The organism is Vibrio nomapromontoriensis (genome assembly GCF_050337205.1).
Classification (GTDB): Bacteria; Pseudomonadota; Gammaproteobacteria; order Enterobacterales; family Vibrionaceae; genus Vibrio; species Vibrio nomapromontoriensis.
Genome location: NZ_JAKJSS010000019.1, coordinates 69454 through 90618 on the forward strand (window position 1 = coordinate 69454; position 21165 = coordinate 90618).

Consider the following 21165-nt stretch of genomic DNA (forward strand, 5'->3'; position numbering starts at 1 on the left):
CTTCTCTATGTCATCCGCTCAGTCATGCACTCACGCTATATCGCTAGGTTAGTTTCATTTTCTAACTGACTTGAAGCCGCGCTTAATGCCTGTTCACGCGATGGGTACATATTACTGTTTGGCACCAAATCTAGGATGTGAAACTTTTCAAGCTGCTGCTGCGTCTTTTCATTCGGACACAATAGATACACTTGGCAGTGCGCATCCAACGCATCTTTGATGGCATTCTCCAAAGCCAGGCCAACCGTTACGTCAATCATGGGGACGTCGGTCAGGTCTAAGATCATTGCCTGGTAATCGGCGATACTGGAGTGCTGCCTAGATATTGCTTTGGAGACACTAAATATCATCGGTCCGGAAAGGTAAAAGAACAAAATCTTGCCGTTGGCCTGTTCAAGTAATCGGCGTTCATTTGCTGTCAGTGGTACATCGTCCTCATCGGCATCACTAATCGCCTTAACTTGACGTGCCTGTTCACGACTTAAACGTTCAATAATGATGATATTAGAAATGAATACCCCTAACCCTACCGCGACAATAAGATCGACAAATACCGTTAATAGCATCACGCCATACATAACAGCCATGCCTTGAAGACTGACCTTATGGGCGCGCTGAATAAAACTCCAATCGAGAATATTAAAACCAACGAATACCGCAATCCCCGCCAGCACAGCCATTGGGATAGGTTCGGTTAGTCCGCCCGCAACTAATACGACAAGCGCTAAGACTAATGCTCGAACCACCCCAGATAATGGCGAACGCGCCCCGACTTGAATATTGGTGACGGTTCCCATAGTGGCACCAGCCCCGGGTAGTGCGCCAAATAGCCCCGCGACTAAGTTCGCGAGCCCTTGTCCACGTAACTCTTTATCGGAATCGTGCTCTTTTCTAGTCAGTGAATCGCCAATGACAGCGGTGAGTAAGGTATCAATACACCCTAGCGTGCCGAGCACCAACGCATCAATAACCATCGTCGTCAGCATATCGGCATTGATATGTGGCAACACGATGCTTGGCAGCCCTGCGGGAATTTCGCCGATTCGACGAATGCTGTCCATATCAAAAAACAGCACCGACAATAGAGTCACGGCCACTAACGCGACAAGTTGCGGTGGTACGTATTTTTGATACGACTTAGGGAATAAAAACAAAATAGCCAGCGTCAATAGACCTAAGAAAAGCTCAGCGATATCCATATTACTGAGAATATCAGGCACGGCTTGCAGCGTTCCAATGACGCCTCCAGCGGGTGCTGCCTGCCCCAATAGTGGCGCAAACTGAAGAATAATAAGAATGACTCCAATTCCAGACATAAAACCAGAGACGACACTGTAGGGCATTAGCGTCACATACTTACCCAGTTTAAGCGTGCCTAATAGAATCTGAAATGCACCTGCCATCATCACCACGGTAAACGTCATGGCGAGCCCGGTTTCAGGGTACTTAGCCATCATGCTGGTGAGAACGGCGGTCATAATTACCGTCATAGGACCGGTTGGCTCAGAAATGAGTGTTGAAGAGCCACCAAATAGTGAAGCAAATAACCCCACCATGATTGCCCCCCACAGCCCGGCTTCAGCACCAGCTCCGGATGCAACACCAAATGCTAGCGCTAAAGGAAGGGAGATAATCGCGGTAGTGACACCACCAAAAAGGTCGCCTTTGAGGCTTATTTCACGAAAACGATGTGTTAACTGCATATCCATCCTTGTTCAATCACTCGAAAACCGCCGTACGATAGCAAATGTAATAGTGTATGAAGAAGTGTTAGTGGTTAATTCAATTGTTATATCTCATATACAAAATGTCACTTTGTGTATAAGTGGTTGATTTTAGCGACATGAAGACGTCAGATGAGTGCTTTTTGACGTAATTTTTACGGGATTCAAATTGTAACATTGTGTATAGTAATTCGAATCAATTAAGGGAATAACCATGCCAGAAATCAAACAACTCTTTGAAAATAACTCAAAGTGGTCAGAGCAAATAAAAGCAGAGCGCCCAGCGTATTTTGCCAAACTGGAAGAAGGTCAGAACCCGGGCTTTCTTTGGATCGGTTGTTCAGATAGTCGCGTCCCCGCAGAGCGCCTCACAGGCCTTTATTCTGGCGAACTGTTTGTACACCGCAACGTTGCTAATCAGGTCATTCATACTGACCTGAACTGTTTATCTGTAGTGCAATACGCGGTTGACGTATTGAAAGTCAAACATATCATTGTTTGTGGTCACTATGGCTGCGGTGGTGTGAATGCCGCGATTGATAACCCACAACTTGGTCTTATCAACAACTGGCTACTGCATATCCGTGATTTGTACCTAAAGCACAGAAACTGGCTTGGTGAACTGCCTCGTGAAATGTGGGGAGACAAGCTTTGTGAAATCAATGTGGCGGAACAAGTCTACAACTTGGGTAACTCTACCGTGATGCAAAATGCTTGGGAACGCGGACAAGAGACCGAAATTCACGGCGTGGTCTACGGTATTGGTGATGGCAAGTTGCAAGATCTAGGCGTGCGCTGCTCAAGCCGTGAATCTCTCGAAGTTAACTACCAAGCTGCCATGGCAAAAATTTTAAATAGCGGAGTACTGAAGTAAAGCATACTGAAAATACTCGAATGATAGTGCCTCCTCTTCAGTAGAATAAAAATCGCCCACTCTTAACTAGAAGAAGCGGGCGTTTTTATTATTCCTGAGGAACAACTTTGCCAATGTAAGGCAGGTGGCGATACTTCTGTGCGTAATCAATACCTACACCGACCACAAACTCATCTGGAATGCCAAAGCCAATCCACTTAACATCAACAGGGACTTCACGGCGAGAAGGCTTATCCAATAGCGTACATATCTGGATAGACTTAGGTTCACGCAGCGACAAAATCTCTTTCACTTTCGTCAATGTGTTACCAGTATCAATAATGTCTTCAACCAATAAGACATCCTTACCTTTGATGTCATCATCAAGATCTTTCAAGATACGAACATCACGAGAGCTTTCCATGGTGTTGCCGTAGCTAGATGCAGTCATGAAATCCACTGAGTGTGTAATATCAATCGCACGTGCTAAGTCGGCCATGAATACAAATGAGCCTCTTAACAAGCCAACCATGACCAAATCTTCGCTGCCTTTATAGTGCTCAGTAATTTCCTTGCCCAAGACTTGAACGCGGTCATGCACTTCTTTCTCGGAAATCATCACTTCAATAGTATGTTTCATATCGATCTCGATTATTGTGGTTTACTCAAACAATACGATTCTAACCGTTTTTAACTCAGTAAAATCTAATCCCAAGAGCAGAATAAAATGCCCCCCACTTAGAAGCAGAGGAGTCACTCTTAAAGTGGCGGTATGGTAACACTTTCTGTGTTTCGATAAAAATAGCGGCCGAAATAGTCCGATAAAAAGCTTACTGGTCTAAACCAGCCCCCCTTCTTGTTAACTTAACCTGTTGAAACATTGTTACACTTTCAATAAAAGTGTGATGCGCAGGTAAATACGCACTAATTATCATAATTATCAGTGAATGGGCATTGACCAAGTGATATATGCACCATTACACTTATCACTCAATAGAAAAAGCTAAGCAGTATATTTCCAAAATGGAAAAGTGGTTATTTCATGATAGGCACACTTCATGTCAATCGACCATCCCAACATAGGGGCCACTGACTCAGCACAATAATCTGAGCATTTTTAACGTCATATGCTCAAACAACGTTGGCAAGGAACATAAAATGGACTCAATAGTTAAAAGACCAAGAACTCGCCTGTCGCCTCAGAAGCGTAAACTGCAACTGATGGAAATAGCCTTAGAAGTATTTGCAAAGCGCGGCATTGGCCGTGGTGGACACGCCGATATTGCAGAAATTGCTCAAGTCTCTGTCGCCACTGTCTTCAATTACTTCCCAACCCGAGAAGATCTTGTTGATGAAGTGCTCAATCACGTCGTCTGTCAATACTCTAACTTCTTATCTAACACCATCGATCTTGATATCAACATTAAAGAAAACCTGACGAACATCTTAGATAAAGTAGTCGACATGGTGATGGAAGATTGTCATTGGAATAAAGTGTGGTTCGAATGGAGCACATCAACACGTGAAGAAGTATGGCCGTTGTTTATCTCTTCCAATAAAACTAGCCAAGCTCTGATTGAGAACATGTTTATCAAGGCGATTGAACGCGGTGAAGTTTGCCCGCATCATAACCCTAAGCACCTCACAAGCCTGTTCCATGGCATTTGTTATTCGCTATTCATTGAAGCTAATCGTAATACCGATAGTGACGGTATTAAATCTTTAACAGATTGCTATATGGATATGGTCTGTATCTATAAAAATGAAGGGAATCACTAGGCTTCACTCGGCCAATCGTCGCCTAAGCATGATTCAGACATAACGTCTCACCATAAACGTTTAGGCATAAAAAAAACCGCTCATCTGAGCGGTTTTTTAGATTCTTAAGAAATCTTAATTATTTCTTTTTCTTCGCTTTAGCATTTGGAAGGTCTGTGATTGTGCCTTCAAATACTTCAGCCGCAAGACCAACAGATTCATGCAATGTTGGGTGAGCGTGAATCGTCAATGCGATATCTTCCGCATCACAACCCATCTCAATTGCTAGACCAATTTCACCCAGCAGTTCACCACCGTTAGTACCAACAATAGCACCACCGATAACACGGTGCGTGTCTTTATCGAAGATCAGCTTAGTCATACCGTCAGCACAATCAGAAGCAATCGCACGACCAGACGCTGCCCACGGGAAGCTTGCTGTTTCGTAGTTTAGACCTTCTGCTTTCGCTTCTTTCTCGGTCTTACCTACCCATGCTACTTCTGGCTCAGTGTAGGCAATAGATGGAATCACTTTCGGGTCAAAGTAGTGCTTCTTACCAGAGATAACTTCTGCCGCTACGTGACCTTCATGCACACCTTTATGCGCAAGCATTGGCTGACCAACGATATCGCCGATAGCATGGATATGAGGCACATTAGTACGCATTTGCTTATCAACATTGATAAATCCGCGCTCATCCACTTCAATGCCCGCTTTTTCAGCATCAAGCAATTTACCGTTAGGAACACGACCAATCGCAACAAGAACAGCATCATAACGCTCAGCTTCTGCTGGTGCTTTTTTGCCTTCCATTGATACGTAGATACCATCTTCTTTCGCTTCAACAGCGGTCACTTTGGTTTCAAGCATCAAGTTAAACTTGTTTTTGATACGCTTGGTGTAAACCTTAACCATGTCTTTATCAGCTGCAGGGATCAGTTGATCGAACATTTCAACAACGTCAATTTTAGAACCTAGAGAGTGATATACCGTTGCCATTTCCAGACCAATGATACCACCGCCCATGATAAGCAATTTGCCCGGAACTTCTTTAAGCTCAAGTGCATCCGTTGAATCCCAAATACGTGGGTCTTCATGCGGGATGAATGGCAATTTGATAGGACGAGAACCCGCCGCAACGATCGCGTTATCAAAGTTAATGGTTGTTTTACCATCTTCGCCATCAACGTCGATAGAGTTAGGACCAGTAAATTGACCTAAACCGTTAACCACTGTCACTTTACGCATCTTAGCCATACCGCCAAGACCACCAGTAAGCTGACCGATTACTTTTTCTTTCCAAAGACGAATTTTGTCGATATCTGTTTGCGGTTCACCAAATACGATACCGTGTTCAGCAAGCGCTTTTGCTTCTTCGATAACTTTAGATACGTGAAGTAGTGCTTTAGATGGGATACAACCCACATTCAAACATACACCACCAAGCGTGCTATAACGTTCGATTAGAACCGTTTCTAGGCCTAAATCGGCGCAACGGAATGCAGCGGAGTAACCAGCAGGACCGGCACCAAGTACTACCACTTGGGCTTTAATTTCTTTGCTCATTTTGACCTCTTGTAGTCATTATCCCTAACAGGCTGAGTGGGTATTGATTTCTTATATTGAGACGTTGTTTTAAACAACATTATCTAAATGTATGTTGCTTAAACAATGTAATTCAGACCGCCAACAGTTTACAGAGATGTTAATGGTGTGAAAAGTAAATCAATTTAGCCTGTGAGCTAGACAACAATTCGATTTGTAAAAATTACAGTATCATCAAATTGTCATTGAATTTTGTCAATAAGGGCGGCTGTTTCAGCCGCCCTACTTTCTATTTATTTGTTACAGTACCAAACGGCGAATATCGCTCAAGCAGCTGTTTAAATAAGTAATGAAGCGTGCACCTTCTGCACCATCAATCACTCGGTGATCGTAGGATAGAGAAAGTGGAAGCTGTAGGCGCGGTTCAAATTCTTTCCCGTTCCATACTGGCTTCATTTCAGATTTAGATACCCCTAGGATACCCACTTCTGGTGCATTAACGATTGGCGTAAATGCAGTACCACCAATGCCACCTAGGCTAGAGATTGTGAAACAACCACCTTGCATATCGGCTGCAGTCAGTTTACCAGAACGTGCTTTCTTAGAAATTACTGCTAGCTCTTCAGATAGCTCGTAAATGCCTTTTTTGTTCACATCTTTAAAGACAGGAACAACCAAGCCATTTGGCGTATCAACCGCAATACCAACATTCACGTATTTCTTCAGAATGATGCTCTCACCATCTTCAGATAGTGAAGAGTTAAATGCAGGGAAGGCTTCTAGTGCTTTCGCGACCGCTTTCATGATGAACACAAGTGGTGTGATCTTCATGCCTGTGTCTTTCTTCGCTTCAATCGCATTTTGCTCTTTACGGAATGCTTCAAGCGCCGTGATATCAGCATTATCCCACTGTGTAACATGTGGAATCATTACCCAGTTGCGGTGCAAGTTAGCACCAGAGATTTTCTTGATTTTAGACAGTTTTTGAACTTCCGTCTCACCAAACTTGCTGAAGTCAACTTTTGGCCAAGGTAGTAGGCCAAGTGCTGAACCATCACCGCCTTTACCAGATGCTGCTGCACCAGACTCAAGACGTTTAAGCGCTTCTTTCACGTAAGACTGAACATCTTCTTTCAAGATACGGCTCTTACGACCTGAACCTTTAACTTTAGAAAGGTTAACGCCAAACTCACGAGCAAGACGACGCACAACTGGAGAAGCGTGAGCGTAATCGTTGTTTTCTTGGAAGTCATTTGCTGCTGGAGCCGCTGCAGGTGCTTCTGATTTAGGACGGTCCGCCGATGCGGCAGGCGCCGCCGCTGGAGCGGCTGCTTGTGCAGGTGCTGCAACAGGAGCAGGTGCTGCGCCTTCCACGACAAACGTCATGATTAGAGAGCCAGTTGACACGGTATCGCCAGCTGCAATCTTGATTTCTTTCACTGTACCAGCAAATGGTGCAGGGACTTCCATTGAAGCTTTGTCACCTTCAACAGTAATGAGAGATTGCTCTTCTTCTACTGTATCGCCAACCGCTACCATGATTTCAGTCACTTCGACTTCGTCGCCACCGATATCTGGTACGTTGACTTCTTTCTCAGCAGATGCTGCTGGAGTCGCTGCAACTGGTGCTGCCGCAGGAGCAGGAGCTGCTGCCGGCGCTGAACCAGCCACTTCGAATACCATTACTAGAGAACCAGTAGACACTGAATCACCAGAAGCGATCTTGATCTCTTTAACGATGCCTGCGAATGGTGCAGGCACTTCCATTGAAGCCTTGTCGCCTTCAACAGTAAGAAGCGATTGCTCTTCTTCTACTGCGTCGCCGATAGCGACCATGATTTCAGTGACTTCAACTTCATCACCGCCAATATCAGGAACGTGAACTTCTTTAAGTTCAGCGGCCGCAGGAGCAGCTGCAACAGGTGCCGCCGCTTCAACTGCTGGCGCAGCCGGTGCTGCTGCACCACCTTCCGCTTCAAAGATCATGATAAGAGAACCAGTAGAAACAGAATCGCCTTCTGCTACTTTGATTTCTTTAACGATACCCGCTTGAGACGCAGGAACTTCCATAGAAGCTTTATCGCCTTCAACAGTGATCAGTGACTGTTCTTCTTCAACCTTGTCGCCAACGTTAACCAGAATCTCAGTTACTTCAACCTCATCTGCACCGATGTCTGGTACATTAATTTCGATTGTCATTGTATTTTCCTACCTTAATGGAAGTCTTATGCGTATTGCGGGTTAGTTTTTTCAGTGTCGATGCCAAATTTAGCAATCGCTTCTGCAACTACTGATTTTTCAACATCACCACGCTTAGCCAGCTCAGTCAGCGCTGCTACCACTACGTAACCTGCGTTAACTTCGAAGTGACGACGTAGGTTTTCACGGCTATCAGAGCGACCGAAACCATCAGTACCCAGTACTTTGTATGATTCGCTTGGCATAAATGCACGAACTTGCTCAGCGTAGTTCTTCATGTAATCCGTCACTGCGATCGCAGGTTCTTTACCAAGAACGGTTGTGATGTACGGGACTTTCTCTTCCGCTTCTGGGTGAAGCATGTTGTCACGCTCTACCGCTTGGCCGTCACGAGTCAGTTCGTTGAACGACGTGACAGAGAAGACATCAGAGGCTACGCCGTACTCTTCACTTAGAATTTCAGCAGCTTTACGCGCTTCGTTCATGATAGTACCAGAGCTCATTAGTTGAACTTTGCCCTTAGTACCCGCGTGAGACTCAAGCTTGTAGATACCTTTACGGATGCCTTCTTCAGCGCCTTCTGGCATTGCTGGCATTGCGTAGTTCTCGTTCATTACTGTTAGGTAGTAGTAAACGTTCTCTTGCTCAGGACCGTACATGCGACGAATACCGTCTTGCATGATTACCGCTAGCTCGTAAGCAAACGTTGGGTCATAAGAAATACAGTTAGGTACTGTGTTCGCCATAATGTGCGAGTGACCATCTTCGTGCTGCAGACCTTCGCCGTTTAGCGTTGTACGACCTGCAGTAGCACCCAATAGGAAGCCACGAGCTTGTTGGTCACCAGCTAGCCATGCCATGTCGCCAATACGTTGGAAACCGAACATTGAGTAGTAGATGTAGAATGGAATCATTGGTAGATCGTTGGTGCTGTATGACGTTGCCGCAGCAACCCAAGACGCCATTGAACCTAGCTCGTTGATACCTTCTTGAAGAACTTGACCAGACGTCGCTTCTTTGTAGTAAGAAACAATGCCCTTATCTTCAGGAGTATATTCTTGACCATGCGGGTTGTAGATACCCACCTGACGGAACAGACCTTCCATACCGAACGTACGTGCTTCATCACAAATGATAGGAACAATGTTTTTACCAATATTCTTATCTTTAAGCAGGATATTAAGAGTACGAACGTAAGCCATTGTCGTAGAGATATCACGCTTTTGCTCACCTAGTAGTGGTGCAAATGCATCAAGCTCTGGCACTTTAAATTCTTGAGTGAATTTAGGCAGACGCGCAGGTGTGTAACCATGTAGAGCATTACGACGAGCATGTAAGTATTCGTACTCTGCCGTGCCTTCTTCCAACTTCAAGTAAGGTAGCTCAGCTACTTTCTCATCAGAAAGAATATCTTGTAGGCCTAGACGGTCACGCAGGTGTTGAACATGAGTCATGTCCATTTTCTTAACACCGTGTGCAATGTTCTTACCTTCTGCTGCATCACCCATACCGTAACCTTTAACTGTCTTAGCTAGGATTACCGTTGGCTTGCCACCTGTTTCTTTTGCATTGTTGAATGCAGCAAACAGTTTAGAAGAGTCATGACCACCACGCTTAAGCGCGAAGATTTCGTCATCCGTCATATCAGCCACAAGTGCCGCTGTTTCAGGGTACTTACCAAAGAAGTGCTCACGTACGTAGGCGCCATCTTTAGATTTGAATGTTTGGTAGTCACCATCGATAGTTTCGTTCATTAGTTGAAGAAGCTTACCAGTGGTGTCTTTAGCTAATAGAGAATCCCAGTTACTACCCCAGATAACTTTAACAACGTTCCAACCTGCGCCTTTAAATAGGCCTTCCAGTTCTTGGATGATGCTACCGTTACCCATTACAGGGCCATCTAGGCGCTGTAGGTTACAGTTGATTAGGAAACATAGGTTGTCTAGTTTCTCACGCGCAGCGAAAGAGATCGCACCACGTGATTCTGGCTCATCCATTTCTCCGTCACCTAGGAACGCGTATACGCGTTGCGCTGACGTTTCTTTCAGACCACGGCCTTCAAGGTACTTAAGGAAGCGCGCTTGGTAGATAGCAGAAATAGGGCCAAGACCCATAGATACGGTAGGGAACTGCCAGAACTCAGGCATCAGTTTCGGGTGCGGGTAAGAAGGAATACCTTTACCATCTACTTCTTGACGGAAGTTGTCTAGCTGCTCTTCAGTAAGACGACCTTCAACGAATGCACGAGAATAGATACCAGGAGAGATATGGCCTTGGTAATAAACTAGATCGCCACCGTCCGTCTCGTTTGGAGCACGGAAGAAGTGGTTGAAACATACTTCGTAGAACGCAGCAGCTGACTGGTAAGAAGCCATGTGACCACCAAGGTCTAGGTCTTTCTTAGAAGCACGCAATACGATCATGATTGCGTTCCAGCGAATAATCGAGCGAATACGACGCTCAAGAGTGACGTCACCTGGGTAAGCTGGCTCTTGTGCTGCTGGGATGGTGTTGATGTAGTTAGTGTTGATACCAGTTGGCATATCAACGCCGTCTAAACGAGCTTTATCTAGAACTTGTTCTAGTAAATATTGTGCGCGTTCTACGCCTTCTTCGCGTACTACTGACTCTAGTGCTTGTAACCAATCTTGAGTTTCTAGAGCATCAACGTCATGCTTCATGTCAGACATGGCGATCTATCCTTTTGTTAGTTGGATTCTACTAAACATTTAATGCGTCGCTTGATTACGACTCATTACCCTGCTGAATTCGACGTAGAGAACGCTCTCGGCGTGATTCTTCGCGCGTCAAATCCAGCAATGTTTCTTCGATATACGCTAAATGTGAATGAGACATTTCTCGCGCCTTTTCAGGCTGACCAGAAACAATCGCATCTACAATATTAGCTCTATGTTTACTGACTTTCTCCGACACTTCAGTGCGGCGATGTAATAACTTTAAATTTTGTAGAACATTTTGCTCAAGTAGTGGTGCTAAGCTTCTAATAATATGTAATAAAACCACATTATGAGCCGCCTCTGTTAAGGCAATAAGAAAAGCCATAACCGCAGACGCTTCTTCCTCTACATCACGCTTTTCTTGCGCTTCACCGATATTAACTAAGCAACTTTCTATCTGAGCAAAATCTTCTTCGGTACCACGCAACGCTGCAAAATAAGCTGAAATACCTTCCATCGCGTGACGAGCTTCGAGCAAGTCAAGCTGGGTTTCATTGTGAGATGAAAGTAGCTCTAGCAAAGGATCTGAAAAACTTTTCCATATATTGTCACTAACAAACGTACCGCCACCCTGTCTACGGGTTAGCAGGCGCTTTGCTTCCAAGCGCTGAATTGCTTCTCGAATCGAAGGTCGAGAAACATCAAATTGTTTTGCCAGTTCACGTTCTGGTGGCAACTGCTGCCCCGCAGAAAGTGTTCCTTCGACGATCAACCGCTCAAGTTCCTGTTCGATAACATCCGAAAGTTTGGGCTGACGAATCCTTTGATAAGCCATGGCTATAGTTCTACTTTTCTTATGCAGTGAATTGGTATTACCAATTTCAAGTTGGGCTAAAAATTAACACATTTAAAACGCAAATGTCTAGCTAAAAATTGATTCACATCATAGAAGCGGCGGCACATTAACAGCAATGAAACATTTATTGATTAAAACACCAACAGACTTGGTCATACCAATTACATACAAGAAACCTATCGGGCGTTTTTCGTGCTAGAAAAATCATTATAAATCAACAAGTAAGAACGTGACGATTGAGTGAGGGAAGTTGATCGAAATCAAAAAAAGCTTGCAGGATGAGACAAGCTATTTTTAATAATTTAAGTAACAAAATAAATATATCGATGTTGAGGAGGTCTAACCCATTGGTGGTATTAGTATTTAATCATAGCCCTTGTTTGAACCGCACCCAGTCAAAAACCAATCCAGGGTCAGTCTTTCTCAAAGGGGCAATATATTGATGTCCAGTTATCCGCTCAGGGGTAATTTGCGGATAATACAACAAAATAACCTTAGTTAGTTCAGCCAAGCTCTGATACTGCTCTGGGCTGTACGGTAAAAAGTCCGTCCCTTCTAACTCGATCCCTATTGAGTAATCATTGCATTTATCTCGCCCAGCGAAACTCGATACACCCGCATGCCAAGCACGAGCAGAGAACGGGACAAACTGCACTACCTCTCCGTCACGCCGAATGAGACAGTGGGCAGAAACACGCATATTCTCGATGACCTTAAAAAATGGATGACGATTCGCATCCAAGTTACCCTGAAAAAATGATTCAATATGATCGCCACCAAATTGCCCGGGCGGCAAACTGATGTTATGCACCACCAGCAAAGAGATATCTTGCTCATCACTACGGGCGTCAAAGTGTGGCGATGGCACACGTCGAGCCGGTAAATACCAGCCTTGTTCATCTACGGCAAGTGTGGCAGCTTCACGCTGAGTCATATTGGGGTTTTGCATACTAATGATGTCCATCTGCACAAGGTTCGCTATGATTTTATCCAACAACCAACAAAATGCGAGAATTGATGCTGAAATTACGCACAAGCCAGAGTATCATGCCCACTTTGTTCCCCCATATAGATTCCTTAAGCGATGAAAAACACACATAACAGCCAAGAACGCCTTGAGTATTTAAAGCAACAACTTCCTACTGAAATTACTCGTGCCGTCGCCGATACACTTCGTGAAGACTTGGGCGGAACGCTAGATGCAAGCGCCGACATCACCACCAGCTTGATCCCTGCGGAAACGCAAAATGTCGCGACTATCATTACCCGTGAGCACGGTGTTTTTTGCGGCAAAATGTGGGCGGACGAAGTGTTCAAGCAACTCGGTGGTGAAGTCACCATTGATTGGCATGTTAATGATGGTGATAAAGTGGAACCTAACCAAGTCCTTTGTACTATGTCAGGCCCAGCTCGTATTCTATTAACCGGCGAACGCAATGCGATGAACTTCATCCAAACGCTATCTGGCTGCGCGACCATTACTGCCCAATACGCTGAAAAGATTGCCCACACACAGTGCCGCTTATTAGACACCCGTAAAACCATTCCAGGTCTGCGTAGCGCACTTAAATACGCGGTCGCCTGTGGCGGTGGTTTCAACCATCGTATTGGGGTCTTTGATGCCTACCTAATTAAAGAGAACCACATCATCGCGTGTGGCGGTATCACCAAAGCTATCACAACGGCTAAGCAGTTAAATCCAGGCAAACCTGTTGAAGTAGAAACGGAATCGCTTGAAGAGCTAAACCAAGCCATCGAAGCGGGGGCCGACATCATCATGCTGGATAACTTTACGACCGACATGATGCGTGAAGCCGTGAAGATCAACGGAGGCCGCGCTGCACTAGAAAACTCTGGGAACATCACGATGGACACCATCAAAGAGTTTGCAGAAACAGGCGTTGATTATATTTCCGTTGGCGCGCTGACGAAGCATTTAAAAGCGATGGATTTATCGATGAGGTTTAAGGGGTAGGAGCGGTTTAAGAGCGGGGTCCTAGGTCCTAGGTCCTAGAGAAAAATTAAACTGAGCGGAGTCTGGTTAGGCTTCGCTTTTTTTTATGTCTGTGACCCTGTGGTCCTGTGGTCCTGTGGTCCTGTGGTCCTGTGGTCCTGTGGTCCCAGACTATGTTTAATGCTCAACCTGTCAAATAATACTGTTAATTCAGTATCCCCATCTAGGAACTAGGAACTAGGAACTGCTCTTCCCTTAAACCATAGGGCCACAGGGCCATAGAACCGCTCTTTCCCCACCTACAACCCAAAACTCAACCCCACTCGCAACCTCGCCTGCATACCTTGCAACACATCCCAAAAATTTCCCGACTCACTCGTAGACCAACCATTGTGCGCTTTATTGCGTATAGTCTGATACCTACTGTAGCTAAGTATCACTATTCTAAGGACAAGATGATGAGAAAAACAAATAAACAACAAGGCTTTACCTTGATTGAGTTGATGATTGTTGTGGCGGTAATTGGGGTTTTAGCGGCAGTTGCTCTTCCTCAGTATCAAAAATATGTAGCAAAAGCTGAAGCGGCATCAGCCCTTGCTACACTTTCAGGGTTAAAGTCTAACATCGAGACTTATACCCTCGAAAAAGGAAGCTTTCCAAACTCTAGCGATTCAGGGGTAAAAGAACTACTAGGATTTCCTTCGTCACTAAGTGGTGCAATTACTAGCTCTAGAGTTGGTGTTAGTTCCGCTGGTAAAGTTATTGTGGATTTCTCAGACGTGACAGACTCTAGTCCAGCAATTAAATCAACAAAGCTAGGACTGGTTAGAGATGAAAGTGGTGGTTGGAGCTGCAAGAGTACAGCCTCAGCGAGCTCTGGGGTTTTACCGAAAGGTTGCTCTACCGACTCCAGTTTATAAATGCAATCCAACCTCCCCTCTATCTTGCAGCACGCTAGCCTGATTAGTGCGTCGCAAGCGGAGTCGGTGTTAGACCTCATCGCCACATCGGGCTGTTCCGCGCCCGATGCGGTGCTTGAGCTGAATCTATTCGCGCCACAGGAATTCACCCACCAGCTGAGTTTGTTATTCGGCCTGGCGGTGACGCCGATTCATAACTTTGATTTTACTGAGCTGTGCCAGCGTTTAGGGTTACGCGACGCCATCACCAACCACAGCGCCCTGCCCCTTTCGCAATTTAATGGCGTGCTCACCATCGCTATTGGCGATCCCACTTTACAGCATGTTGAAAATGACTTTCGTTTTGCCACTGGCATGCAAATTGAGCTAGTTTTAGCGTGTCATCAAGACATTCGCGCCGCCATTCGGCGTATGTATGGAGAGACAGGAGACAGTTGGCAAAATAGCAGCAAGGATCTCACTTCCGATGACTTAGCCAACCTAGTACAAGTTACCGATGCAGAATTGGATAACATCGAAGATTTAAGTCTCGATGAATCCCCTGTTAGCCGCTTTATTCAACAAGTCCTCATTGATGCAGTTCGCAAGAAAGCCTCCGACATTCACTTTGAACCCTATGAACACGTCTACCGCATTCGCTTGCGCTGTGACGGCATTTTAATTGAAACCCACCAACCAGCAGGGCACCTCAGCAGGCGTCTCTCTGCCCGAATTAAGATTTTGGCCAAGCTCGATATTGCCGAACGTCGCTTACCACAAGATGGTCGGATTAAACTTAAACTGTCCGACAGCGCCGCCGTGGATATGCGAGTATCAACACTTCCTACCATGTGGGGTGAGAAAATTGTCTTACGGATCCTTGATGGCGGCTCGGCCAACTTGAACATTGATCAACTTGGTTATACATCACAACAACGCACGCTTTACCTTGATGCACTTAAAAAGCCGCAAGGCATGATCCTCATCACCGGTCCGACTGGCAGTGGCAAAACCGTGTCACTCTATACCGGCTTGAGCATTCTCAATACTGCGGATCGCAATATTTCAACGGCAGAAGATCCGGTCGAGATCCATCTTGATGGCATCAACCAAGTGCAAGTTAACCCCAAAATCGGCTTTGGTTTCCCAGAAGCGCTGCGATCGTTCTTAAGACAGGATCCTGATATTGTCATGGTAGGAGAAGTTCGAGATTTCGACACCGCAGAAATTGCGGTAAAAGCGGCGCAAACTGGTCACTTAGTCCTATCCACCCTGCACACCAACTCTGCGATTGAAACCGTAGTTCGGCTGCAAAATATGGGCATCGACGCTTTCAACCTTGCATCGTCGCTGTCCCTAATCATCGCCCAACGACTGGCTCGTAAACTCTGCAATCACTGTAAAACGCCTGAATTACTACCAATTGGGTTACAGCACAACCTCGCTTTATCACCAACGATAACCATTTATCAAGCCAATGAAAAAGGCTGCAACGCCTGCAATCACGGCTACTCAGGACGGACAGGTATTTATGAAGTGATGCCCTTTACGGCTGAGCTCGCTGAGGCGGTCATGCAAAATGCCAGTATCCAAGAGCTAGAGTCTATCGCCAAGTCGCAAGGCATGCTCACCTTAAAACAATCAGGAATCACCAAACTTGAGCAAGGGATCACCAGCTTTAAGGAGCTGCAGCGTGTGCTCTATTTCTAGGCCAGGTACTTTAAGACTTAGATTCAACATTATCATCTTTGCATAGCAAGCTCTGTATCACTTTGAAGGGAACGACAATGGCGAAAATACAAGCTATTCCGCTAAAAACCTTTCGCTGGAAAGGCATCAACAGCACCGGAAAAAAAGTGTCGGGTCATACGCTTGCCATGACAGAAAGTGAGGTTAGGGATAAGCTTAAAAGCCAACATGTTCAAATTAAGAAAATCACCCGCCATAGTGTATCCCTTTGGACTAAGCTCACGCATCGCATCCAACGACAAGATATCACCACACTGACACGTCAGCTCGCCACTATGTTAGGTACTGGTATTCCCATTATCCATGCGCTTAAATTAGTCGCAGATAATCACACCAAGGCGGAAATGAAGTCGGTGCTCGGGCAAATATGTAAAGCGATTGAAGCTGGGACACCTATCTCACGAGCCATGCAAATGGCCAGTGTGCATTTCGATAGCTTCTACGTCGACATGGTCGCAACTGGTGAAACATCGGGAAACTTACCCGCGGTCTTCGAGCGTCTCGCACTGTATAGAGAAAAACAAGAAGCACTAAAGTCCAAAGTCGTCAAAGCTCTCATCTACCCCGGCATGGTACTTTTGGTCTCGTTCATCGTCACCTTTTTAATGTTGACACAAGTGATCCCAGAGTTTGAAAGCATGTTCAAAGGATTTAACGCCACCTTGCCTTGGTTTACCTTACAAGTTCTGCAAGCCTCGCATTGGTTACAAGCTAACGGGACCATGCTCATCATCAGTATCGGTGTCGCCCTTGTTATGTTTCGCTTATTAAGAAAGCAAAATGCCGCGTTTAAACTGCAAACTAGTCGCTTGTCCCTTCGTATCCCCATCATAGGAGGTATCATCACCAAGGCTTCAATCGCTAAGTTTAGCCGTACCCTAGCCACCAGCTTTAGCTCAGGGATCCCTATTTTATCGAGTATCCAGGCCAGTGCGAAAACCGCCGACTGCACCTATTATCAACAATCCATTCTTTCGATTCATGGCGATGTCGTCGCAGGCACCCCTATTCACCTTGCCATGCGCAACGCCAATGCCTTCCCCGAGATGGTGCTACAAATGGTCATGATCGGTGAAGAATCAGGGCAACTTGATGACATGCTGAATAAAATTGCGGCCATCTATGAATTTGAGGTGGATAACACCGTCGATAATCTCGGAAAAATACTCGAGCCATTCATTATTGTTTTTCTAGGGACGATGGTGGGAGGATTAGTGGTCGCAATGTACCTTCCTATCTTTAACTTAATGTCGGTAATAGGCTAACATAGGCAATAACCTGTTGATTCTTTAGGCTAGCACTCAAAAATGGACGTTTTTACCTATTATCCTTGGCTTTACTCAGTCTTCGCCGCCATTGTTGGCCTAATTGTTGGCAGTTTTCTTAATGTGGTGATACACCGTCTGCCCATCATGATGGAAAGAGGTTGGCGCCAAGAATGTGCTGAGGCATTTCCCGAATATCATATTGAGCCACCTCAAGGCGACTATAACCTGAGTATTCCTCGTTCAACCTGCCCTAAGTGCCAAACCGCAATACGAATAGTGGACAATATTCCCGTCTTAAGCTGGGTATTATTACAAGGTAAATGCCGCCAATGTGGTAATAAAATAAGCGCACGCTACCCTATTATTGAATTGCTCAGCGCCGTACTCGCCACTATCGTGGCGTTTGAATTAGGGTACAGCCTTTACAGCGTTGCCTTAATTGCATTTACTTTTACGCTCATCGCTGCAACGTTTATTGACCTTGATACGATGCTACTGCCCGATCAGCTAACACTGCCGCTTATGTGGGCAGGTATCTCACTGGCGTTATTCGGCATTTCTCCCATTTCTCTAATGGATTCCGTTATTGGCGCCATGCTTGGCTATCTCTGTCTTTGGTCTGTCTATTGGGCATTTAAACTGCTCACGGGTAAAGAAGGCATGGGCTATGGTGACTTTAAACTGCTGGCAGCCTTAGGTGCATGGCTAGGATGGGCGCACCTTCCCATCATTGTGTTACTTTCCTCTGTGGTCGGGGTTATATTTGGCCTCATCCAACTTCGACTACAAAAAAAGGGCATTGATATGGCGTTCCCTTTTGGTCCTTATTTAGCCATAGCGGGTTGGGTATGCGCGCTGTGGGGAGATGCCATCATCAATTACTACTTAACTGCTTTTGTGGGAGCCAGTTTATGAGTTATGTCATTGGACTAACCGGGGGGATAGCGAGTGGGAAAACCACGGTGGCGAACCTTTTTCGTGATGAGTTTAATATCGAGTTGGTCGATGCCGATGTGGTGGCGCGAGAAGTCGTGGCAAAAGGCTCCACTGGACTCAACGCAATAACTGCGCAATTTGGTCCATCAATACTGCTGCCTAGTGGGGAGTTGAATCGCACAGCACTAAGAGAACATATTTTTGCTAGTGAACAGGATAAGCAATGGATCAATAACCTACTCCATCCGATGATTCGCCAGCGCATGCAAGTGTTACTGGATAACTCAACAAGCCCTTACACGCTTTTTGTTGTACCACTATTAATCGAAAACGGTTTAAATAGCATGGCCGATCGCGTCTTGGTGGTTGATGTCGATGAAGAAACGCAAATTTACCGAACAATGACACGAGACGGTGTACCAGAATCACAAGTGCGTTCTATACTCAATTCACAGGCTGACCGAGAAACTCGACTAGCGTATGCCGATGATGTGATTGATAATAATACGAACAACGCTCAACTTTTGTCCCAAGTCACACAATTACACCAAAAGTACCTAGCATTGTGCAGTCAAAATCGGTGAAAATAATAGGGAAGCGTTTAAAGGCTAGTGAAATGACAACAAATAGATTCGAACATCCTCTTAATGAAAAAACTAGAATTTACCTAAGAGTTGAATCTCTCCTGAGACAGCTTCAGCATTCTTCGTCATTTTCGGACAGTCATCAGTACCAAATTTTCTTTAAATCACTATTTGATTTATTGGAGATATTTGAACAGATGCAACTCAAGAGTGAATTAGCAAAAGATCTTGAGAAACAAAGACAGACCTATCGTTCGTGGTTAAACATCGACGATGTCGATCAAGAAATGCTCGGTAACCTGCTCCGAGATATCGACGTTGTTCATAAAGAACTTATGATGGCAGAACGTTTTGGTCAGTCACTTCGAGAAGACCGTTTTCTCAGCGCCATACGTCAACGCTTTGGCTTGCCAGGCGGCTCGTGCTGCTTCGATTTACCATCCCTACACTATTGGCTCCATCTGCCTTTAGAAAAGCGCATGCACGATGCGGAGAAGTGGCTCGGCAATCTCAAGCCACTCATGAATGCCCTCAGCATGTGGCTAAAGCTCACAAGAGAGACTGGGCGGATGAAACCTCAGATTGCACGTTCTGGCTTTTATCAAAGTGATGCCGAAGAAGCCAATATTCTAAGACTCACCATTCCAATGGAGTGTGGTGTTTATCCTATGATTTCAGGCCACAAAAACCGATTTGCTATTAAGTTTATTGCCTTTGAGTCGGGACAAGCCTACCCTAACGATGTTGAATTTGAACTGGCTGTTTGCAGCTAAACAATGTGAAGTATGGATCCAATTATGAGTAAACCAACCATCGTTCAGTGCCCTCAATGTAAGGTCGATGTGATATGGAGCGCAGAAGAAAGCCCGTTCAGGCCCTTTTGCTCGAAGCAATGCCAAATGATTGATTTCGGCGAATGGGCTGACGAAGAAAATGCTATCGCTGGCGCGCCCGATATGTCTGACAGCGACGGTTGGTCAGAAGACCAGTACTAGTTTACATGTACAATCGAGCAGATAATAAAAAGGCTGAGAATCATCTCAGCCTTTTTATTTAACTTTTTTTATTTTGCTATCTTTCTACGTCACTACAGTTTTCTTCGCAGCAACAGGGTAGCAATCAATAAGAAAATGAGACTAGGTCCCAGAGCACCGAAGACGGGCGGAATACCATACACCAAACTCAGTGGTCCAAAGAACTCACTAGAAATATAAAAAGTAAATCCAGCAACAACACCAGAAAGAATGCGAGCCCCCATAGTCACACTACGCAACGGGCCAAAAACAAACGAGAGAGCCATCAACATCATGACACCCACTGAGATAGGCTGCGTAGCTTTGCGCCAGAATGCCAATTCGTAGCGAGAAGCATCTTGTTCGGACGCTTCTAGGTACTTCATATAATCGTATAGACCACTGATCGGCAATTCATTCAAATCAACCGTCACGACTTTCAACTTATCCGGTACTAAGGACGTTTCCCATTGATATGTCGGAAACGTTTCTTTAGTGAAAGCTTCCGTATTTTCCAAATTGGTTACCTGAACATCGTTCATGACCCAACCATTTTTGCCAATGTAATCGGCGCTTTCAGCAAAAATTGTGCTGGTTAACTTTTTATTTTCATCAAACCGCCACAGGTTTAATCCAGTCAGTGTGTTATCACTGACACTCGACATAAAAATAAAGTCATTACCATCACGCGCCCACACACCATTTCTCACCGAAACAATGCTGCCGCCCGAAGTCGCTTGTAAGCGTAAGTCTCGCGCCATCTGCTGCGTCGTTGGAGCGCCCCATTCACCCAGCGCCATCACGATAATCATCAGTGGTACTGCGGTTTTTAGCACCGATAAACCAATCCGCACTTTCGAGATACCCGCCGCTTGCATGACGACAAGCTCGGAACTACTGGCTAGCATCCCTAAGCCGATCAACGCCCCTAACAGTGATGCCATAGCAAAGAATAGCTCTATATCGCGAGGCATTCCTAACAGCACAAAGTACAGTGCTGACAAGAGATCGTAGCTACCTTCGCCGACAGAGCGCAGTTGCTCCACATACTTAATGACCGCTGACAAACCAACAAATACCGCAAGCACCAACAAGATGGTGGTAATGATGGTACGACCAACATAGACATCTAAAATTTTAAACATGAA

At 45.4% G+C, this 21165-nt stretch carries 18 protein-coding genes; 10 read left to right on the forward strand and 8 right to left on the reverse strand.

From position 1 onward, the window contains the following. Nucleotides 1-35: 35 nt before the first annotated feature. Nucleotides 36-1703 (reverse strand): SulP family inorganic anion transporter, encoded by a 1668-nt coding sequence (locus L4D05_RS21440; protein ID WP_428753396.1) that lies wholly within the window; start codon nucleotides 1701-1703, stop codon nucleotides 36-38. Between the two features lie 235 nt (nucleotides 1704-1938). Here L4D05_RS21440 and can point away from each other — a divergent pair, with 235 nt between their 5' ends. After that, a complete protein-coding gene (gene can / locus L4D05_RS21445; RefSeq protein ID WP_428753397.1) occupies nucleotides 1939-2598 on the forward strand; it encodes a carbonate dehydratase in 660 nt (219 codons plus the stop codon). 88 nt (nucleotides 2599-2686) lie between these two features. On the opposite strand, the gene hpt is transcribed toward can, so the two are convergent. Next, nucleotides 2687-3217, reverse strand: coding sequence for a hypoxanthine phosphoribosyltransferase (gene hpt / locus L4D05_RS21450; protein WP_250617381.1), 531 nt, complete (start codon nucleotides 3215-3217; stop codon nucleotides 2687-2689). 518 nt (nucleotides 3218-3735) lie between these two features. Here hpt and L4D05_RS21455 point away from each other — a divergent pair. Continuing rightward, nucleotides 3736-4356 carry a LuxR/HapR/OpaR family quorum-sensing transcriptional regulator gene (locus L4D05_RS21455; RefSeq protein ID WP_428753398.1) on the forward strand — a complete coding sequence of 207 codons (621 nt, stop codon included), beginning with the start codon at nucleotides 3736-3738 and terminating at the stop codon, nucleotides 4354-4356. A gap of 118 nt (nucleotides 4357-4474) precedes the next feature. Here L4D05_RS21455 and lpdA read toward each other — a convergent pair whose 3' ends face one another. From lpdA to ampD, 5 genes are all read right to left on the reverse strand, one after another. Beyond that, nucleotides 4475-5902 carry a dihydrolipoyl dehydrogenase gene (lpdA, locus tag L4D05_RS21460; protein ID WP_250617379.1) on the reverse strand — a complete coding sequence of 476 codons (1428 nt, stop codon included), beginning with the start codon at nucleotides 5900-5902 and terminating at the stop codon, nucleotides 4475-4477. Between the two features lie 279 nt (nucleotides 5903-6181). Next, a complete protein-coding gene (gene aceF / locus L4D05_RS21465) occupies nucleotides 6182-8080 on the reverse strand; it encodes a pyruvate dehydrogenase complex dihydrolipoyllysine-residue acetyltransferase (RefSeq protein ID WP_428795236.1) in 1899 nt (632 codons plus the stop codon). Nucleotides 8081-8106: 26 nt separating this feature from the next. After that, nucleotides 8107-10770 (reverse strand): pyruvate dehydrogenase (acetyl-transferring), homodimeric type, encoded by a 2664-nt coding sequence (aceE, locus tag L4D05_RS21470; protein WP_428753401.1) that lies wholly within the window; start codon nucleotides 10768-10770, stop codon nucleotides 8107-8109. A 55-nt stretch (nucleotides 10771-10825) separates the two neighbouring features. Beyond that, nucleotides 10826-11593: a pyruvate dehydrogenase complex transcriptional repressor PdhR gene (pdhR, locus tag L4D05_RS21475; RefSeq protein WP_428795237.1), complete on the reverse strand. Its 768-nt coding sequence runs from the start codon at nucleotides 11591-11593 to the stop codon at nucleotides 10826-10828. Nucleotides 11594-11981: 388 nt separating this feature from the next. Continuing rightward, on the reverse strand, nucleotides 11982-12563 hold the full coding sequence (gene ampD, locus L4D05_RS21480) for a 1,6-anhydro-N-acetylmuramyl-L-alanine amidase AmpD (RefSeq protein ID WP_428795238.1): 582 nt from the start codon (nucleotides 12561-12563) through the stop codon (nucleotides 11982-11984). A gap of 135 nt (nucleotides 12564-12698) precedes the next feature. Here ampD and nadC point away from each other — a divergent pair, with 135 nt between their 5' ends. The 8 genes from nadC to yacG all read left to right on the forward strand — a co-directional run bounded on the left by nadC (nucleotide 12699) and on the right by yacG (nucleotide 19999). Then, nucleotides 12699-13589: a carboxylating nicotinate-nucleotide diphosphorylase gene (gene nadC / locus L4D05_RS21485; protein ID WP_428795239.1), complete on the forward strand. Its 891-nt coding sequence runs from the start codon at nucleotides 12699-12701 to the stop codon at nucleotides 13587-13589. Between the two features lie 434 nt (nucleotides 13590-14023). Next, the gene (locus tag L4D05_RS21490) at nucleotides 14024-14488 is read left to right on the forward strand and encodes a pilin (protein ID WP_428795240.1); all 465 of its coding nucleotides are present in this window, start codon (nucleotides 14024-14026) and stop codon (nucleotides 14486-14488) included. Continuing rightward, complete coding sequence (gene pilB / locus L4D05_RS21495) at nucleotides 14489-16177, forward strand: type IV-A pilus assembly ATPase PilB (protein ID WP_428795241.1); 1689 nt, start codon at nucleotides 14489-14491, stop codon at nucleotides 16175-16177. A 77-nt stretch (nucleotides 16178-16254) separates the two neighbouring features. Beyond that, nucleotides 16255-17481 carry a type II secretion system F family protein gene (locus L4D05_RS21500; protein WP_428795242.1) on the forward strand — a complete coding sequence of 409 codons (1227 nt, stop codon included), beginning with the start codon at nucleotides 16255-16257 and terminating at the stop codon, nucleotides 17479-17481. A gap of 42 nt (nucleotides 17482-17523) precedes the next feature. Then, nucleotides 17524-18399, forward strand: coding sequence for a prepilin peptidase (locus tag L4D05_RS21505; protein WP_428795243.1), 876 nt, complete (start codon nucleotides 17524-17526; stop codon nucleotides 18397-18399). After that, nucleotides 18396-19004 (forward strand): dephospho-CoA kinase, encoded by a 609-nt coding sequence (gene coaE / locus L4D05_RS21510; RefSeq protein WP_428795244.1) that lies wholly within the window; start codon nucleotides 18396-18398, stop codon nucleotides 19002-19004. Before L4D05_RS21505 ends, coaE begins: the two co-directional genes overlap by 4 nt. 32 nt (nucleotides 19005-19036) lie before the next feature. Beyond that, complete coding sequence (zapD, locus tag L4D05_RS21515) at nucleotides 19037-19777, forward strand: cell division protein ZapD (RefSeq protein ID WP_428753412.1); 741 nt, start codon at nucleotides 19037-19039, stop codon at nucleotides 19775-19777. 24 nt (nucleotides 19778-19801) lie between these two features. Continuing rightward, nucleotides 19802-19999, forward strand: coding sequence for a DNA gyrase inhibitor YacG (gene yacG / locus L4D05_RS21520; RefSeq protein ID WP_250617368.1), 198 nt, complete (start codon nucleotides 19802-19804; stop codon nucleotides 19997-19999). 92 nt (nucleotides 20000-20091) lie between these two features. Here yacG and lptG read toward each other — a convergent pair whose 3' ends face one another. Beyond that, nucleotides 20092-21162: an LPS export ABC transporter permease LptG gene (gene lptG / locus L4D05_RS21525; protein ID WP_428795245.1), complete on the reverse strand. Its 1071-nt coding sequence runs from the start codon at nucleotides 21160-21162 to the stop codon at nucleotides 20092-20094. Between the last annotated feature and the right edge of the window lie 3 nt (nucleotides 21163-21165).

What these genes read in the sequence shown, in the direction of transcription:
- L4D05_RS21440 (WP_428753396.1), bottom strand. Translation starts at nt 1,703, where the DNA reads ATGCAGTTAACACATCGTTTTCGTGAAATAAGCCTCAAAGGCGACCTT.
- can (WP_428753397.1), top strand. Translation starts at nt 1,939, where the DNA reads ATGCCAGAAATCAAACAACTCTTTGAAAATAACTCAAAGTGGTCAGAG.
- hpt (WP_250617381.1), bottom strand. Translation starts at nt 3,217, where the DNA reads ATGAAACATACTATTGAAGTGATGATTTCCGAGAAAGAAGTGCATGAC.
- L4D05_RS21455 (WP_428753398.1), top strand. Translation starts at nt 3,736, where the DNA reads ATGGACTCAATAGTTAAAAGACCAAGAACTCGCCTGTCGCCTCAGAAG.
- lpdA (WP_250617379.1), bottom strand. Translation starts at nt 5,902, where the DNA reads ATGAGCAAAGAAATTAAAGCCCAAGTGGTAGTACTTGGTGCCGGTCCT.
- aceF (WP_428795236.1), bottom strand. Translation starts at nt 8,080, where the DNA reads ATGACAATCGAAATTAATGTACCAGACATCGGTGCAGATGAGGTTGAA.
- aceE (WP_428753401.1), bottom strand. Translation starts at nt 10,770, where the DNA reads ATGTCTGACATGAAGCATGACGTTGATGCTCTAGAAACTCAAGATTGG.
- pdhR (WP_428795237.1), bottom strand. Translation starts at nt 11,593, where the DNA reads ATGGCTTATCAAAGGATTCGTCAGCCCAAACTTTCGGATGTTATCGAA.
- ampD (WP_428795238.1), bottom strand. Translation starts at nt 12,563, where the DNA reads ATGCAAAACCCCAATATGACTCAGCGTGAAGCTGCCACACTTGCCGTA.
- nadC (WP_428795239.1), top strand. Translation starts at nt 12,699, where the DNA reads ATGAAAAACACACATAACAGCCAAGAACGCCTTGAGTATTTAAAGCAA.
- L4D05_RS21490 (WP_428795240.1), top strand. Translation starts at nt 14,024, where the DNA reads ATGATGAGAAAAACAAATAAACAACAAGGCTTTACCTTGATTGAGTTG.
- pilB (WP_428795241.1), top strand. Translation starts at nt 14,489, where the DNA reads ATGCAATCCAACCTCCCCTCTATCTTGCAGCACGCTAGCCTGATTAGT.
- L4D05_RS21500 (WP_428795242.1), top strand. Translation starts at nt 16,255, where the DNA reads ATGGCGAAAATACAAGCTATTCCGCTAAAAACCTTTCGCTGGAAAGGC.
- L4D05_RS21505 (WP_428795243.1), top strand. Translation starts at nt 17,524, where the DNA reads ATGGACGTTTTTACCTATTATCCTTGGCTTTACTCAGTCTTCGCCGCC.
- coaE (WP_428795244.1), top strand. Translation starts at nt 18,396, where the DNA reads ATGAGTTATGTCATTGGACTAACCGGGGGGATAGCGAGTGGGAAAACC.
- zapD (WP_428753412.1), top strand. Translation starts at nt 19,037, where the DNA reads ATGACAACAAATAGATTCGAACATCCTCTTAATGAAAAAACTAGAATT.
- yacG (WP_250617368.1), top strand. Translation starts at nt 19,802, where the DNA reads ATGAGTAAACCAACCATCGTTCAGTGCCCTCAATGTAAGGTCGATGTG.
- lptG (WP_428795245.1), bottom strand. Translation starts at nt 21,162, where the DNA reads ATGTTTAAAATTTTAGATGTCTATGTTGGTCGTACCATCATTACCACC.